The organism is Corynebacterium evansiae (assembly GCF_027570065.1).
Lineage (GTDB): Bacteria > Actinomycetota > Actinomycetes > Mycobacteriales > Mycobacteriaceae > Corynebacterium > Corynebacterium evansiae.
In genome coordinates this window covers 1-16,128 of the sequence record NZ_JAKMUT010000004.1, presented here as the reverse complement: position 1 = coordinate 16,128, position 16,128 = coordinate 1, and the positions used below count along the sequence as shown (strand labels likewise).

The window sequence follows — 16,128 nt, the reverse complement described above, 5'->3', positions numbered from 1 at the left end:
CAATATCACATAATGCAATTGTCTCATTTCATTCACATATAGGCGATGGTAGAAGTGTGTATTCAAGTGGCAGAAATTCTAACGAAGAGCGTCCACGAGCAGTCTAGCCACTTCGCCAATAGCACCATCGTGAGTACTCATTGCTTGTTCTGGCACCACCTGTTTCAGCATGATGGACACCACAATGGGCTCCTCGCCCTCAACCTGGATAATCGAAGCTTCACCATGGAGAAGTCCTACAGTGCCCGTTTTTCCATAGATATCAACGCCGCTTGGAGGAAAGCCTGAAGGAACACGGTGACGCCACACCTGCAACCCCAAGAGTTCACACATAGATCGACGTACCGCTGCACTATCGTCTTTCCAAACCTGTTCCAAGTCATTAGTTATTTCCGCCAACGAAGAGACTGCAGAAAACGCTATATCTGTACTACTCCCCCCTTGGGATTGAACATATTGACGCAATTGTTTCTCCGCCGTCACTAAGCTATTCCGATCTTGCAAGTCATAATGAGGTGGAAACCGTTTAAGAAATGCTTCTCGAGCCCACGCAGGCAGTAGACGCAAAATCTCGTGGGCGGCCACGTTATCTGACACCGATGCGACTTGTTTCATTAAGTCTCGGAGACTCACGTTCACTGCGTCATCAAAGGCAGCGAACCCATACCCTTCGTAAGTTCCTTTGGACGGTGCAACGTCAACACGAAGACGAGGATCCAGATCACCTCGTTGAATCGCTTCCAAAGTGAGGTGGAGGAGCCGGATTTTATATAAGGATGCCACCGTAATTCTCTCGTCTTGTTTGCGTCCGATAGTCACCCCATCGTGCAGTCGCGATGCACACCACCATCCCTCACACCCCGACCGCGTCAACACGTTTTCCAGGGCCATCTCCATCCGTGCAGTCATTGGTTAATCCTTCGACAAATTCTTTCGGCGACCGCCATGGCCTCGGCGCCATTGTCCATCCCACCTCGGCGAACCACTACATCCACGGAAAAATCGAAACGGGAAGGAAGCTCAATAGCATTGTCAAACTGGTGAAAACCGCGAAATACCAAAGACATCCCCTCCCCTCTTCCAATCAATAAGCCCCTACCTAGAGCATCCTCTGAATCATTAATTTCGCAAGACACACCCGACCGAAATAGCTCTCTCGCCAAACCACTGGCTGCACTTGAATTGTCATTCAGGTTCTCCACCAGCAGATTCAATTGAGACAAGGTCTTATCCAACCTTGAATACCCCGGCGGCACCACTAGATCACGTGACAGAGAAAACTGCCTCGCACTGCGGTGAATACCCAAGGGAACCGGAGCTTGAACAAGCCCCGCATGAATAGCGCCTTCTTCAACACGGGCAAGAATCTCAACAGAAGGCAGTGACGACAAAACTACTCCATCATGCTGCTGTGCCTTTGCTGCAATACGCGATCCTATCTCGCTTGGAAGCGCACTACTGATGGCCAAACGAAACCCGCTTTGCGCACCACTTCGGATACCGTCAATCATCGAATGCATAGTCTGAAGATCGCGATTAATCACCCGGGCATATGGAAGCAAGGTCAACCCTGCCTCGGTTAGTTTCACTTCCCCCGCCCCTCGGATAAATAGCGGTGTACCTACACCAGCTTCTAAGCGCTTAATGGCATTGGAGACAGGCGGCTGACTCACTCCCAGTCGCGCTGCCGCCGCTGTAAAACTACCGGTCTCCGCTAAAGCCACGAAATACTGCCATTGGCGCAGATTTCCCGTCTGAGCAATCATGGGTCTCAGCATAGTGGAGCACGAGTTCGCACCACTGCAGCGTAAAATGATGTCTTTGGCTTGAGCAACACCGTCGCGGTGGCGTCGATAAACAAAAAGGAAGTGACACACAGCGTGGGCATTGGAAACGGACCGCTCATTGTGCAGTCGGACAAGACAGTGCTGCTGGAAATCGACCACGAACAGGCGCAGGAGGCGCGCACCGCGCTGGCACCGTTCGCGGAGCTGGAGCGCGCGCCGGAGCACGTGCACACCTACCGCATCACCCCGCTGGCGCTGTGGAACGCCCGTGCCGCCGGGCACGACGCGGAACAGGTCATGGACGTGCTGGAAACTTACTCGCGGTTCCCCGTCCCGCAGCCGCTGCTGATTGATATTGCCGACACGATGGATCGCTACGGGCGGCTGAAGCTCATCAAACACCCGGCCCACGGGCTCGTACTGGAGACGACGGACAGGGCTGTACTGACGGAGATCCGGCGTCACAAAAAGATCAAGCCCATGTTGGGCGCAGAGATCGACGAAGACTCGATCGTTGTGCACCCTTCCGAGCGCGGCAGGCTCAAGCAGGAACTGCTGAAGGTCGGCTGGCCCGCAGAGGACCTGGCGGGATACGTCGACGGCGAGGCACACCCCATCGAGCTGTCGCAGGAACACGAAGAATGGCAGCTGCGCGACTACCAGGAGATGGCGGCCGATAGCTTCTGGGAAGGCGGCTCGGGCGTGGTAGTGCTGCCATGTGGTGCGGGCAAGACGATGGTTGGCGCGGCCTCGATGGCCAAGGCAAAGGCCACCACCCTGATCCTGGTGACGAACACCGTCGCGGGCAGGCAGTGGAAGGACGAGCTAGTGCGCCGCACCTCCCTGACGGAGGATGAAATCGGCGAATACTCCGGAGAGAAGAAGGAGATCCGCCCCGTGACCATCGCCACCTACCAAGTGGTCACGCGCAAGTCGAAGGGCGAATACCGGGCGCTGGAGCTGTTCGACTCCCGCGACTGGGGCTTGATCATCTACGACGAGGTGCACCTGCTGCCCGCCCCGGTGTTCCGCATGACCTCCGACCTGCAGTCCCGCCGCCGCCTGGGGCTCACCGCCACCCTGGTGCGCGAGGACGGCCGCGAAGGCGACGTATTCAGTCTGATCGGCCCGAAGCGCTATGACGCCCCATGGAAGGACATCGAATCGCAGGGCTGGATCGCCCCGGCGGACTGCACCGAGGTGCGCGTGCAGCTGACCGAGGCCGAGCGGATGGTTTACGCCACCGCCGAGCAATCCGACAAATACCGACTGGCCGCCACCACCCCGACGAAAACGAAGGTGGTGCGCAAGATCATGGAGATGCACCCGGACGAGCCCACGCTCATCATCGGCGCGTATATCGACCAGCTGGAAGAGATCGCAGCGGAGCTGGACGTACCCGTCATCGACGGCAAGACCGGGAACGCCAAGCGCGAGAAGCTGTACCAGCAGTTCCGCGATGGCGAACTGAAGACGCTGGTGGTTTCCAAGGTGGCGAACTTTAGCATCGACCTGCCCGGCGCGTCCGTGGCCATCCAGATCTCCGGCACGTTCGGCTCGCGGCAGGAGGAGGCGCAACGCCTGGGCCGCATTCTGCGCCCGAAGCCGGACGGAGGCGGGGCGTTTTTCTACTCCATCGTCGCGCGTGACACACTAGACGCAGATTATGCCGCGCACCGCCAGCGCTTCCTGGCTGAGCAGGGCTACGGCTACCGCATCGTCGACTCTTTCGACCTTTAGAATTTTTAAGACCCCTCTGTTTTAAGGAGCCCCATGTCCGCCGCCCAGCAACCGATGCAGGTTGACTTCAACTTCGACGTCGACGAGGAGTACGCCCGCAAGCACAACGAGTTCCTGCGCGATGCGAAGCGTATGCAGGTTTCGGCGGGCGTGCTGGCCGCCGTCCTGGCAGTGATCGTGGCCGTGCTGCTGATCACCGCGGGTTCACAGTGGTGGGCCCTGGCGATTAGCTTCGCGCTGGGCGTGTTCGCGCTGCTGTGCCTGATTCTGATCCCGGTGCTGCCGCGCAAGATGGGCTCGCCGCAGCAGTACTTCGACATGTACCAGCTGGCCCCGGCGATGATCGCGGAGGTCAACGCGCGCGACATGGTGCTGCTGATGCTTGTGGACGCCTCTACCGAGCCAGCGAAGACCGTTCCCGCCCTGGCGTACCGCACGGTGACCTCTGTGCCGGGTGTTCCCCGTGAGGTCGGTGCGCGGGTGCCGTCCATGGCCGTAACCGGCTACCGGCCGACGCGCGGGCCGAAGGTGTACGAGGAGATCTCTCCCATGCCGGTGGCGTGGGGCACTGGGGATGCGAAGGTGTGGAAGCGTGCGGAGCGGGCGATCAGCACGAACCTGTGGAACCGCCTGGAGAGTCTGCTGGACCAAGTGGACAAGGCCAAGCAGGCCAACCGCAGCGTGTACGTCCTGGAAGACGGCGCCAAGTCTGCGGGTAAGCAGAACAAAAAATAACGCAGGTCACCGTTGCGACAAGCGGGTGATTGATTTCACAATGGTTGTGTAGGTCACTAAACTGGCACGCACATTGTTGAACAATCCGGCCGGAGGTGCGGCGCCCCGCACTCCCCGGCCACGCAAGGAGTCGATCGCATGTCCACCACCCGCAGTCCGCTTTCCATCGATCTGAACGCCGACCTCGGAGAAACGACCGGCGGCAACCCCGTCAGCGACGACGCCGCAATGGTAGCCATCGTCTCCAGCGCCAACGTTGCCTGCGGCTTCCACGCCGGCGATGCTCACGCGATCTCCAACACCCTGGCCGCCGCTGCGGAGAACAACGTCGCCGTCGGCGCGCACGTCGGCTACAACGACCAGGCCGGTTTCGGCCGCCGTTTCATCGACTACTCCCCCGCCGAGCTGGCCGACGAAGTTCTCTACCAGATCGGCGCCCTCGACGCGCTGGCTAAGGCGCGCGGCACGCAGGTGCGCTACGTCAAGCCCCATGGCGCCATGTACAACACGATCGTCCACCACGAGGCCCAGGCCAAGGCCGTCATCGAGGGAATCAAGGCATTCGGCGCGGACCTGCCCGTGATGCTGCTACCCGGCGCAGTTGCCGCCAACTACGCGGAAAAGGCCGGCCTGCGCGTGATCAACGAGGTCTTCGCCGACCGCGCCTACAACCCGGACGGCACCCTGGTTTCCCGCCGCGAGAACGGCGCCGTTCTGCACGACCCGGAGGTCGTCGCCCGCCGCGTGGTGCGCATGGCCGAGGAGGGCACGATCGAGGCCATCGACGGCTCCACCATCCGCACCGCCGCCGATTCCGTGTGCGTCCACGGCGATTCCCCCGGCGCGGTCGCCATGGCAGAGCGCATCGCCGCCGAACTGCAGTCCAACAACATCACCATCGGGAGCTTCCTGTGAGCCACACCGTTTCCCCCGTCGGCACCCGCGCCGTCATCGTAGACCTGCCCGACCTGGACACAGTGATGTCCTGGCACGCCTCGCTCGTAGCCAGCCCCTTGCCCGGTCAGGTCGAGGCCATCGCCGCGGCGCGCACTGTGCTTGTTTGTTTTGACGCCCACTCCTCCGCCATCGCCGGCTTGAACACCCTGCGGGACTTCCAACCGCAAAGCTCTGCGGAGGCCAACCCGCGGGAGGTCACCATTGACGTCGTCTACGACGGCGAGGACCTGGCGGACGTCGCGGAGCTGATGGGCATCTCCACCGAGGAACTCATCACCCGCCACACCCAACAGCAGTGGCTGGCGGCCTTCGGCGGCTTCGCCCCGGGCTTTACCTACTGCGTTCCGGCTGCAGGCGACCAGTCCTACACATGGGACGTACCTCGTCGCAGTTCCCCGCGCACTGCCGTACCGGCGGGCGCGGTGGGCTTGGCCGGACAGTTCTCCGCCGTCTATCCCCGCACCTCCCCCGGCGGCTGGCAACTACTGGGCCACACCACGCAGCCAATGTGGGATACGAATGCAGAGCAGCCAGCGCTGCTGCAGCCAGGCGATACCGTGCGCTATCGCCAGGTGCGCGAATCGATCAGCGCTGAGGCTGGCTCCGCTAAGGAGGCCACGGCCGGCGCGGGCGTGGGGGCGTCACAAAGCAAGAAGCCAATCGTTCCGGCACGACCGAGCCTAAAGGTCCTGGACGCGGGGCTGCAGACCCTGTTTCAGGACACGGGACGCGCGGGCCACGGCGACATCGGCGTGAACGGCTCCGGCGCGGTCGATCGGGCGAGCGCCTGGGCGGCGAACGACGTGGTCGGCAACGCCTCGAGTGCAACCGTGCTGGAGAACATCGGCGGCATTGAACTGGAAGCACTGGTGGATACCGCAGTGTGCGTGACCGGTGCGCGCGCGAACGTATCGATCGGCCGGCGCAACTTCGAGCTGGGTGCGCCGGTGGAAGTCAAGGCCGGGCAGACTCTCAAGATCGAACCCGTCGGCGGAGCGGGCAATGGCCTGCGCAGCTACGTAGCCGTGCGCGGCGGTCTGATGACGGACGAGGTCCTGGGATCCAACTCCACCGACATTCTTTCCGGCCTGGGGCCCCAGCCCGTGGCCACCGGCGATGTGCTGAAGGCCGGGCGCCGCACCGCCCGGGCATCCGTCGGCACCGCAACCACTAACCCCTTTGACGGCGAAAACGTGCTGCGCTGCGTGGCCGGACCGCGCGACGATTGGTTCGGCGAGGCAGAGCTGCAGCGATTCACCGAGATCGAATGGACCGTGACTGGGCAGTCGAACCGCGTGGGGCTGCGGCTGGCGCTGGCGGAAGGTGACGAATCGCCCGAACCCTTGCAGCGCAGCCACGACGGCGAGCTGGCCAGCGAGGGCATGGTCAGCGGCAGCATCCAGGTTCCGCCGAATGGGTTGCCCGTGGTGTTCCTGGCAGACCACCCGGTAACCGGCGGCTACCCCGTGATCGCCACCGTCATCGACAAGGACCTAGACAAGGCCGGCCAGCTGGGGCCGGGGGATAAAGTCTGCTTCGAGCTGATCGACTTCGAATAGCCTGCAGGCGCGACCACAGACCCTAAACAACACAACGACAAGGAACGAACCCATGAGCCAAGAGACCTTCCCGCTACAGACCGTCCTCATCGCCAACCGCGGCGAGATCGCCATTCGCATTGCCCGCGCCGCCCGGGACCTCGGCATCCGCTCGATCGCCGTTGTCTCTGAGGCGGACGTGGACAACCTGCACGCCAAGATCGCCGACGAGGCCTACACGCTGCCCGGCAACACCGCCGCCGAGACGTACATGAACATCCCGGCTCTGCTGGACATCGCCCTACGCGCCGGCGCGGACTGCGTGCACCCCGGCTACGGCTTCCTGTCCGAGAATGCGGATTTCGCGCGCGCTGTCGCGGAGGCTGGCCTGACCTGGGTCGGCCCTGCACCGGAGGCCATCGAGACCCTGGGCAACAAAGTCGCTGCTCGCGCCCTGGCCACCGAGGTTGGCGCCCCGCTGGCGCCCGGCACCCCGGATCCGATCCCGAACTGGGAGCAGGCCCGCGATTTCGCCGACGAGCACGGCATGCCCATCGCCATCAAGGCCGCATTCGGCGGCGGTGGCCGTGGTCTGAAGGTCGTGCACGATTACAACGACATCGAGGCCGCCTTCGAGTCCGCAGGTCGTGAGGCCAAGGCAGCCTTCGGCCGTGGCGAGTGCTACGTGGAGAAGTTCCTGACCAAGCCCCGCCACGTGGAGGCACAGGTGCTGGCCGATACGCACGGCAACGTGCGCGTTGTGGGCACGCGCGACTGCTCCGTGCAGCGCCGCTTCCAGAAGCTCGTCGAGGAGGCCCCGGCGCCGTTCCTGACGGATAAGCAGCGCACCGACATCATCGAGGGCTCCCGCTCCATCTGCCAGGCCGCGAACTACACGGGCGCGGGCACGGTGGAGTTCATCGTCGCCGAGGACGGCACCGTCAGCTTCCTGGAGGTCAACACCCGCGTGCAGGTCGAGCACCCGGTCACCGAGGCTGTGACGGGTGTGGACATCGTCGGCGAGCAGTTCCGCATCGCCGCCGGCCTGCCGCTGAGCTTCGACGAGGACCCGGTCAGCGACGGCCACGCCTTCGAGTTCCGCATCAACGCGGAGGACGCCGCCAATGGATTCGTCCCCTCCCCCGGCACTGTCACCCAGTTCGAGGTTCCGACGGGTCCGGGCATCCGCGTGGACGCGGGCGTGCGTTCCGGCTCCACCATCCCCGGCTTCTACGATTCCTTGATGGCCAAGCTGATCGTCAAGGGTCCAAATCGCGAGGTCGCCCTGCGCCGCGCCCAGGCTGCCCTGGCCGAGATGCGTATCCAGGGTGTTCGCACCGTGCTGCCGTTCCACAAGGACATCGTTACCCACCCCGCCTTCTGCGGCGACGATCTGCACGTCTACACCGACTGGGTGGATAAGGAGTACGAGCCGGGCATCGGCGCGGGCTATGCCGGTTCCTCCCCCGAGGATGTCGAGGATGCCTACACCGAGCGCACCACTCTTACCGTGGAGATCGACGGCCGCCTGCACCGCGTGAGCCTTCCTTCTTCCTTCGGCGTTGCTACCGCTGCTTCTTCAGGTGCGGACGCCACCTCGGCCTCCTCCACCACCGGTTCCAGCGCGGCCGATGGTAACTCCGGCGCGGGCGCCTCGGCGGGTAGCTCCGCCGGTGGCAGCACCGACGCTAACGCCGTGGTGTGCCCGTACACCGGTGTGCTGGTGAAGTGGCAGGTCGCCGATGGCGATTCCGTGGAGGTCGGCCAGCCGATCGCCACTATCGAGGCCATGAAGATGGAATCCACGGTGGAGGCCAAGTCCGCCGGTACTATCACGCTGGCGCAGCTGAATCCGGGCGACAATGTGTCGAAGGGTGACGCACTGGGGCACATTGCGTAATAAGCTGTACTGCTATGCACTCCCAGTCGGCTATCGCGCATTCAGCTCTTCTTGACGGCATCGCCTCCGGTACCTATCTACCGGGCGAGAAGCTCAATGAGGTGAATGTGGCCCAGTCGCTGGGGATCTCCCGGAACACTCTCCGGGAGGCTTTCGCCACCCTGGTTTCGGAGGGTCTGCTGGAGCGGATCCCCAACCGGGGTGTTTTCATTACGGAGCCCACTCGCGAGGACTTGGCCGACATGTACGCCGCCCGCATGGTGCTGGAGCCGGGGGCACTTCTGTGGGGCCAGCGGGAGGGGCTGGACGAGTTGGAAGGGATAGTCTCCACCGCGGAAGAGCTGCGAGATTCCGCCGGTTCGAACGCCAGCGAGGAGGACATCCATGCGATCGCGGATGCGAACCAGGATTTTCACCGCGCTATTGTCGCCAGCGCTGGATCGGCGGGGTTAAATCACTCGATGGATCGCATTTTGGCGCAGATGCGCCTTGGGTTTGCCCGCGCCAACCGGCTAAACCACGAGTTCCACGTGGAGTTCATCGCGCAGAACCGCACAGTGACAGATCTAATCGCAGAAGAGCGTTGGCAGGAGGCAGCAAGTCAGCTGGCCGGGTTCCTACAGCGCACGGGCGATAACATCGAGCGTTACTTCGGCTAAGAAACGCGCACGAGATTTCTCTCTGGGGTGTGTACTCAGGGCACCTGGTACTGCAGGTCGCGCGCATCGGTGATCAACATGTGCCCAGGCGCGTGGCAGATCGCGAATTCGGGCTTGGATTCCATCACCACCGATTGAGGGGTCACGCCACACGCCCAGAAAACAGGGATTGTGCCGGCGGGGATATCCACGGCCTCGCCAAAGTCCGGATGGTTCACGTCCTGGATACCAATAGCCGCGGGGTCGCCGACGTGCACCGGGGCGCCGTGTACTGCCGGGTAGCGGGAGGTGATCCGTACTGCGTCGGCCACTTGGGCGGCTGGGATGGGGCGCATGGAGACAACCATCGGGCCGGAGAACACCCCCGCAGGGTAGGTAGGAATGCTCGTGCGAAACATCGGCACGTTCTTGCCCTGTGCAATGTGTTCCACCGGAACGCCGTTTTCAAGCAGCGCGGTCTCGAAGGTGAAGGAGCAGCCGATGATGAAGCTGACCAGATCCTCGCGCCATACGTCGCGCACGTCCGGAACCTCGCTGTCCAACTGGCCGTTGCGGTACACGCGGTACAGCGGAATGTCGCTGCGGATGTCCCCGTCCGCCAGCAGCTCGGAGGAAACCTGTCCGGCTTCCAGCACGCCGAGCAGCGGGCACGGCTTCGGGTTGCGCTGGGCAAACAGCAAGAAATCGAATGCTTGCTCTTGTGGCAGGGTGATCAGGTTCGCCTGTGCATAGCCCCGCGAGTAGCCCGAGGTGTGAGCCACAGTGCCGGCGCGGAAGATCTGACGCGCCTGCTGTGGCGAGAGCGCACCTGGATTCCCCTGATACTCCTGCCCTACGACCTCATCTGCCATTTCCGTGGCTCCCTTTTCTACCTCTTATGCTCCGATTCTTCTTATGCCCAGATTTCCGGCAGCTTGCTCATGGAGTTCCAGCCCAGATAGACCGTCAACACCCAGGTAATCACGCCCACCACCAACAGCCAGGTTGGGTACTTGTAGTTCTGCAGCAGGTCGCGGCGGCGCCAGGCCACCCACAGAACGACGGCGAAGCCGATCGGCAGGATCAGGCCGTTGAAAGCACCGGCGAAGATCAGCAGCTTCTGCGGAGCCTGGTTCAGGATCAGGTAGATCACAGCACACACGGCGATGAACGCCACGACCAGCCAATTAAAGGTAGATTTCTTCATCGACTGCGGGGTAACGAAGGTCAGGGAGGTGTAGGAAGCACCCACAACAGAGGTCAGGCCTGCGGCCCACAGCACCACACCGAAGAAGCGCACGCCGATGTCTCCAGCGGCGTGACGGAATGCGTCTGCAGCCATGTTGTCTCCGGCCAGCGTCACGCCCGAAGCGACCACGCCCAGGATCGCCAGGAACAGCAGCGCACGCATAATTCCGGTGACGATGATGCCGGAGATCGAGACCTTGGTGATCGTTTCAACGTTGTGCACGCCAGTCTGCCCGGAATCAATCATGCGGTGCGCACCCGCGAAGGTGATGTAGCCGCCGACGGTACCACCAATGAGGGTGGTGATCACCAGGAAGTCCACCTCAGTCGGCGCCACTGTGTTCCTCAGAGCTTCGCCCAGCGGCGGTGCGGAGACGACTGCGACGTAGATCATCAGCAGGATCATGATGGCGCCCAGGCCGACGACGATGCGATCCAGAGCCATGCCCGCACGCTTCGACAGAAAGATAAAAATGGCGATCGCTGCGGACAACCCGCCGCCTAGCAGTGGATCCCAGCCGAGCATCGCATTGATACCCAGGCCCGTTCCGCCGATATTGCCAATGTTGAAGATCAGCCCGCCGATGAACACGAACGCTGCCATGACCCAGCCGAGCCCCGGCAGAACCTCATTGCCCAACTCGTTGGCACGCTTGCCGGATACGCCGAGCACGCGCCAAACGTTCAGCTGAATGGCGATGTCCACCAGGATCGAAACGAGGATCGCAAACGCGAACGCCGCGCCCATCTCCACCGTGAACACGGTGGTTTGGGTGATGAATCCCGGGCCAATGGCACTGGTGGCCATGAGGAACATTGCGCCCAGCGACGCTGTGAATGTAGCCGCGCGGGCTGCTTCGGGTTTTCCGCCTACTGGCTTGCTGTCCGCGGGCGCGTTGCCCTCGTGCTCGTCTGTGTTCGACATGTCGGCACCTTTCTATCAGTGATTTGTATCACTTTAGAATGTTGTTCAACAATCTGCAACTGCCTTCCGCAGCCATTCCGCCAGTTCGTCCACTCGCTGCCGCCACACCGCGGGAGCCGCGATAATGTGCTCGCTGTCGTACTCGTAAAACTGCACCTCGGCGCCACTTTCCTCGAAGTACTTCTTTATGACGCCCCCTGCGGTTCCCCTACTGTCGAACCTCGCAAGGGAGACTGCCGTGGGCACCCCTGCAATATCCACCGCGAACCCCTCCGGGATTCGCGGGCTGAGCGCCGCCAAGAAGTCCAGCTCACAATCCGCCCCCAGAGCCGAACTCAGAGTCGACCCCACCACCTGGCCCGCGGCCACTAGCCCACTGCCGAATACCACCAAGCCGAAAGCCTTCGGCTCCAGCTCCGCCTGGATCTGTGCGACGGCTTCCGCCACGTCCTGCTGTGTAAGATCCCAGGACCCGTACCCCGGCAGCGGATAAGTCAGATCCACGATGGTCGCCCCGGAACGCTCCGCGAGAGCGGCAAAGAGGGGAAGCCAGAACTGGTCGTGGCTTGCACCGTCACCGAACCAGCCTGGTCCACCGTGCAAGCTGACGGCTACGGCTCCGGTGGGATCAGGGGGCGTCAATACCGTTCCGACAACCCCATCCGGCAGTGCGGGGTGCTGCGACGTCCAGGGTTCCGCCCGCACCTGGGATGTGTAAGCAACGTGCGGCATGCGGTGATCCAGCCCAGCGCCCAGCACCAGCAAGCTACTGTGCGCCAAAAGGTCGGGCACTCGTGCCCACATGCGCTCCGTCTCGTCCACCAGCTCCGCGGGAACGGGGCAAGACTGATCCTTGTAGGGAACCCCCTCGTCGTTTACGAGGGAATTGAAAATCTCCGGATAATTATCCTCAAAGAAGTTGTTTAGCTGGTCCAGCTGCTGCTGGGCACTCAGCGGTTCCACGCCAGCCTGCACGTCGCCACCAGTACCGGGCAGGTTAACAATGTCGGAGTTCGGGGTCTGCTCGCTCATGGTTAGCCATTGTAGTTTCGACCCCGGACAAGGTTCCCGCTTTAGTCGGCAATCGCCTCCAGCGGGGAGGTTTTCGCTGCCTTATGCGCCGGCCACAGTGCGGCAAGCACGCCCACGATGCCGGAGCCCACAACCATGCCGATCAGCATCTGCCACGGCAGAACCGCACCATCCAAACCTTCGGAGGCCAGCACCTTCACAAAGACCCAGCCCAGGCACACGCCGATGAGCACGCCCACCAGCGCGCCATAAATGGCGATCTGCACGGCCTCGAGGGTGATCATGCGGCGCACTTGCTTGCGGAACATACCCACCGCGCGCAGCATGCCGATCTCCTGACGGCGTTCGATCACGTTCAGCGCCAAGGTATTGATGATGCCCAGGATCGCTACCAGGATCGACAGCGCCAGCATGGCGTTGAGGATCATCAGCATCTGGTCGATGCCGCTGGATACGGTACCTGCGTACTCGGTGGGGGTCAGCACGTCGGCGACGATGAACGGCTCCACGGCCTTGCTCACGTTGTCCTTCAGATCCTTCTCGCTGATGTTCCCATCGCCGTGGACGTTAATCTGCAAGATGCTCAGATCTTTAGCCTCGTCGAGGGGCTTGCCTTGCCCCACATAAGGCTTCAGCGCGGCCTCGTTGAGTAGCGTCTGCGACTGCAGCGGCTCGGTGTAGATCCCCAGCAGCTTGATCTTGCCCATTTCGCCCTGACCAACACGGTACATCGGCACCTCGTCGCCGACCTTCCACTTCATGGCCTTGGCCTTACCCTCGGAGGCGTAGAAGCCCGGCTCGTCGGACTTCAGCTCCTCGCCCAGGGACTTCAGCCCCATGGACTTACCGAGCGGCCCCTTGAAGTAGAACGCATACATTCCCGCGTAGGTCACGTTGCTTTCGGCCATGGGCTTGCCCACGCTGACGGGCGCCACCCCCAGGGTGGAGTGCGAACTCACACCGTCGGCTTCGTCCACGGCCTTCTCCACGCCCTGCGGCAGTGGGAAGCCCTGGTTCTGCGGACCACTGACCACCAGGTCGGACTTCACCGTGTCGCCGATCATGTCCTCCATGGCGCTCTTCATCGTCGCGCCGACCATTCCGAACGCCGCCACCAGCGTCACACCCAAGGTCAGGGCAAACGCTGTTGTCGCGGTGCGTCGCGGGTTCCTGCGCGAGTTTGTGGACGCCAACTTTCCAACCGCCCCAAACGGAGCGCCCAAGACGCGCCCAAGTGCGGGGACAATTGGAATCGATAGTGCCGGAGAGACCAGGAAAGTACCGACAATCACCAATAGGGCACCGAATCCCAGAATGCTTGCCCGAACGCTCGTGTCGGCGTCCTTAAGAACAAGAGCGGCAACCGCAGCGGCCGCGCCGAGAAGGAATACGATAGCGCCGGCGATGGTGCGCAGCTTCAAGGGCGACGAGCTTGAGACATCGCCCGAGCGCATAGCCTCGACCGGGTGCACGCGACCGGCACGGCGCGCCGGCGACCATGCGGAAACCACGGTAATCAGCACACCGATGACGAGGGGCAGGATCACCGCCTGCGGGGTGAGGCTAAGGCCGGTGCTCGGCAGGCCGAACCCGGCCATGTCCATGATTGCAAAGATACCCTTGGCCAGGCCCATTCCGGCCACGATGCCCAGTGCCGAACCGACGAGGCCAACCAGAACGGCCTCGAAGACAACCGAGGTCGTCAGCTGGCTGCGGGAAGCACCCAGCGAGCGCAGCAGGGCGAACTCCCGCATGCGCTGGGCAACCACCATGGAGAATGTATTAGCGATGATGAACGCGCCCACCAGTAGGCTGACGAGGGCGAAGGCCAGCAGGAAGTAGTTGACGAAGCTGAGGCCGTCCTGAATCTCTTTGGTGGCTTGTTCGACGATCGAGTCGCCGGTGACGACCTTGAGTTCCGGGAATTTTTCCTGGACAGAGTCCTTAAGCTGCTCCGCGGTCACGCCGTCGATAGCGGACAGCCAAAAACCGTCGGGGAAGGTTCCGTTGGTATAGCGGTCGATATAGACATCAGTGTCAAGCGCCAGGCCGAGGTAGCCGCCCACGGAAAAGTCAGTGTCGTAGATTCCGACGATCTTGTAGTCATGGCTGTCGCGGACGTCGATGGCTTTCAGAGTGTCACCGATATGCACGCCGTGCTTCTCGGCAGCATCGGTGTTGATCATTGCCTCCTTCTCGCCTTTCGGCTCGCGACCATCGGCCACGGTGATGGTGGGGCCGGGTGCGTTTTCGCCGGTGTCGTTGGGAAACAGCACCGAGGGAGCACCACCGGGGCTCAGCTGCTTACCGCCCTTGGCGACGACGGCAATGGTTTCGGATGCCATGGCAACGCTTTTGACATCCTCGTTGTCCTCTAACTTGCTTCGTGTTTCCTGCGTGATCGGCTTGGTCGGATCCTTCTGCGTTACTTCGACATCTACAGCGGAATAAACGTTTTCGAATACACCGTTGAAGGACTTCTGCATCATGTCGGTGAACATGGAGGAACCGGAGATAAACGCGGTTCCTAGCACCACTGCGATGATGGTGAGGAGGAAGCGAACCTTGTTGGCCAGCACGCTGCGGTAGGAGACCTTCGCGACGGCACGTGCGTGGTTGCTGTTGGACTTCCCGGCATCGGTTGAGCCACCATGTTTCTGGCTACGAGTAGCGTTGGGCATGACTAGTGCTCCTCTAGCTTGCCCATGACGCCGAGGATGGCATCTACGTCAGGCTTTTCAAGCTCGTCTGCGATTCGTCCGTCGGCGAGGAAAACCACCCTGTCTGCATACGAGGCAGCTTTCGGGTCGTGGGTGACGATGACGACAGTCTGATTGTCCTTGTCCACGGCGTTGCGCAGGATGCTAAGGACTTCTGCGGAGCTGTTGGAATCCAAGTTGCCGGTCGGCTCGTCGCCGAAGATGATCTCGGGCTGAGAGACCAGGGCGCGTGCACAGGCGACGCGCTGTTGTTGGCCACCCGAGAGTTCGGACGGTCGGTGGTCTAGGCGGTCTTTGAGTCCGAGGCGTACGATGACCTCGTCAAACCAGTCTTGGTTAACCTTGCGTCCGGCGATGTCCAGTGGCAGGGTGATGTTTTCTTTTGCGGTGAGGGTGGGAACCAGGTTGAAGGATTGGAAGATAAAGCCCAGGCGGTCACGCCGCAGGGTCGTGGTCTGCTTGTCGTTAAGCGTGGAGATGTCGGTGTCTCCGATGTAGGCCTTACCGCTGGTGATGGAATCTAGGCCGGCCATACAGTGCATGAGTGTGGATTTACCGGATCCACTAGGCCCCATGATGGCGGTGAACTGTCCGTCGTGGAAATCGATGGAGATACCGTCCAGTGCTTTTACTTCGGTCTCTCCATGACCGTATATTTTCCGTACGTCTACGGCGCGAGCGGCGCTGTCTAGTTGTTTGTTCTCAGAGTGCTTCATCAGCGTTGCTCCCAAGTTTTCCGGTAGGTATCCACTGTTTGTGGGGGTAATAACCAAAGTTGTCCGCCGTTAGGCATCTATTTAGACAACCCAATTATATGCGCCGGCGTTTCACCCTGGGAGACTAAACGAGCGAACGCAAAAAGGCTCGGAGCGCTTTCCAATCAAGGAAAGGCTCCGAGCCTCATTCTT

Annotated in this window: 13 protein-coding genes; 6 read left to right on the top strand and 7 right to left on the bottom strand. The window is 61.8% G+C overall.

Going from position 1 to position 16,128, the window contains the following annotated elements; translation table 11 throughout:
• Positions 1–78: 78 nt before the first annotated feature.
• Entirely contained in the window at positions 79–909 is an 831-nt protein-coding gene (locus L8V00_RS05270; protein ID WP_269944417.1) for a serine hydrolase, read from the bottom strand.
• Entirely contained in the window at positions 906–1,766 is an 861-nt protein-coding gene (locus tag L8V00_RS05265) for a LysR family transcriptional regulator (RefSeq protein ID WP_011273097.1), read from the bottom strand. The genes L8V00_RS05270 and L8V00_RS05265 overlap by 4 nt, the downstream gene beginning before the upstream one ends.
• 114 nt (positions 1,767–1,880) lie before the next feature.
• On the opposite strand from L8V00_RS05265, the gene L8V00_RS05260 reads away from it, so the two are divergent.
• The 6 genes from L8V00_RS05260 to L8V00_RS05235 all read left to right on the top strand — a co-directional run bounded on the left by L8V00_RS05260 (position 1,881) and on the right by L8V00_RS05235 (position 9,316).
• Positions 1,881–3,527: a DNA repair helicase XPB gene (locus L8V00_RS05260; RefSeq protein WP_269944416.1), complete on the top strand. Its 1,647-nt coding sequence runs from the start codon at positions 1,881–1,883 to the stop codon at positions 3,525–3,527.
• 33 nt (positions 3,528–3,560) lie between these two features.
• Positions 3,561–4,262: a DUF3239 domain-containing protein gene (locus tag L8V00_RS05255; protein ID WP_269944415.1), complete on the top strand. Its 702-nt coding sequence runs from the start codon at positions 3,561–3,563 to the stop codon at positions 4,260–4,262.
• A gap of 138 nt (positions 4,263–4,400) precedes the next feature.
• On the top strand, positions 4,401–5,177 hold the full coding sequence (locus L8V00_RS05250) for a LamB/YcsF family protein (RefSeq protein WP_035005216.1): 777 nt from the start codon (positions 4,401–4,403) through the stop codon (positions 5,175–5,177).
• Positions 5,174–6,778, top strand: coding sequence for a 5-oxoprolinase subunit B/C family protein (locus L8V00_RS05245; RefSeq protein ID WP_269944414.1), 1,605 nt, complete (start codon positions 5,174–5,176; stop codon positions 6,776–6,778). The genes L8V00_RS05250 and L8V00_RS05245 overlap by 4 nt, the downstream gene beginning before the upstream one ends.
• Positions 6,779–6,830: 52 nt before the next feature.
• A complete protein-coding gene (locus L8V00_RS05240; RefSeq protein ID WP_269944413.1) occupies positions 6,831–8,657 on the top strand; it encodes an acetyl/propionyl/methylcrotonyl-CoA carboxylase subunit alpha in 1,827 nt (608 codons plus the stop codon).
• Between the two features lie 14 nt (positions 8,658–8,671).
• On the top strand, positions 8,672–9,316 hold the full coding sequence (locus L8V00_RS05235; protein ID WP_269944412.1) for a GntR family transcriptional regulator: 645 nt from the start codon (positions 8,672–8,674) through the stop codon (positions 9,314–9,316).
• A 35-nt stretch (positions 9,317–9,351) separates the two neighbouring features.
• On the opposite strand, the gene L8V00_RS05230 is transcribed toward L8V00_RS05235, so the two are convergent.
• From L8V00_RS05230 to L8V00_RS05210, 5 genes are read right to left on the bottom strand one after another with little or no spacing between them, the layout of a single operon-like run.
• Complete coding sequence (locus L8V00_RS05230; protein ID WP_269944411.1) at positions 9,352–10,167, bottom strand: putative hydro-lyase; 816 nt, start codon at positions 10,165–10,167, stop codon at positions 9,352–9,354.
• Positions 10,168–10,208: 41 nt separating this feature from the next.
• Positions 10,209–11,468, bottom strand: coding sequence for an NRAMP family divalent metal transporter (locus L8V00_RS05225; protein WP_420840036.1), 1,260 nt, complete (start codon positions 11,466–11,468; stop codon positions 10,209–10,211).
• Positions 11,469–11,513: 45 nt separating this feature from the next.
• Positions 11,514–12,500, bottom strand: a complete 987-nt coding sequence (locus tag L8V00_RS05220) for an alpha/beta hydrolase family protein (protein WP_269944410.1) — start codon at positions 12,498–12,500, stop codon at positions 11,514–11,516.
• A gap of 41 nt (positions 12,501–12,541) precedes the next feature.
• Positions 12,542–15,181 carry an ABC transporter permease gene (locus L8V00_RS05215; protein ID WP_269944409.1) on the bottom strand — a complete coding sequence of 880 codons (2,640 nt, stop codon included), beginning with the start codon at positions 15,179–15,181 and terminating at the stop codon, positions 12,542–12,544.
• 2 nt (positions 15,182–15,183) lie between these two features.
• Positions 15,184–15,936 carry an ABC transporter ATP-binding protein gene (locus tag L8V00_RS05210; RefSeq protein WP_269944408.1) on the bottom strand — a complete coding sequence of 251 codons (753 nt, stop codon included), beginning with the start codon at positions 15,934–15,936 and terminating at the stop codon, positions 15,184–15,186.
• Positions 15,937–16,128 lie beyond the last annotated feature (192 nt).

What these genes read in the sequence shown, in the direction of transcription:
- L8V00_RS05215 (WP_269944409.1), bottom strand. Translation starts at nt 15,181, where the DNA reads ATGCCCAACGCTACTCGTAGCCAGAAACATGGTGGCTCAACCGATGCC.
- L8V00_RS05230 (WP_269944411.1), bottom strand. Translation starts at nt 10,167, where the DNA reads ATGGCAGATGAGGTCGTAGGGCAGGAGTATCAGGGGAATCCAGGTGCG.
- L8V00_RS05225 (WP_420840036.1), bottom strand. Translation starts at nt 11,468, where the DNA reads ATGTCGAACACAGACGAGCACGAGGGCAACGCGCCCGCGGACAGCAAG.
- L8V00_RS05250 (WP_035005216.1), top strand. Translation starts at nt 4,401, where the DNA reads ATGTCCACCACCCGCAGTCCGCTTTCCATCGATCTGAACGCCGACCTC.
- L8V00_RS05240 (WP_269944413.1), top strand. Translation starts at nt 6,831, where the DNA reads ATGAGCCAAGAGACCTTCCCGCTACAGACCGTCCTCATCGCCAACCGC.
- L8V00_RS05255 (WP_269944415.1), top strand. Translation starts at nt 3,561, where the DNA reads ATGTCCGCCGCCCAGCAACCGATGCAGGTTGACTTCAACTTCGACGTC.
- L8V00_RS05235 (WP_269944412.1), top strand. Translation starts at nt 8,672, where the DNA reads ATGCACTCCCAGTCGGCTATCGCGCATTCAGCTCTTCTTGACGGCATC.
- L8V00_RS05270 (WP_269944417.1), bottom strand. Translation starts at nt 909, where the DNA reads ATGACTGCACGGATGGAGATGGCCCTGGAAAACGTGTTGACGCGGTCG.
- L8V00_RS05210 (WP_269944408.1), bottom strand. Translation starts at nt 15,936, where the DNA reads ATGAAGCACTCTGAGAACAAACAACTAGACAGCGCCGCTCGCGCCGTA.
- L8V00_RS05220 (WP_269944410.1), bottom strand. Translation starts at nt 12,500, where the DNA reads ATGAGCGAGCAGACCCCGAACTCCGACATTGTTAACCTGCCCGGTACT.
- L8V00_RS05265 (WP_011273097.1), bottom strand. Translation starts at nt 1,766, where the DNA reads ATGATTGCTCAGACGGGAAATCTGCGCCAATGGCAGTATTTCGTGGCT.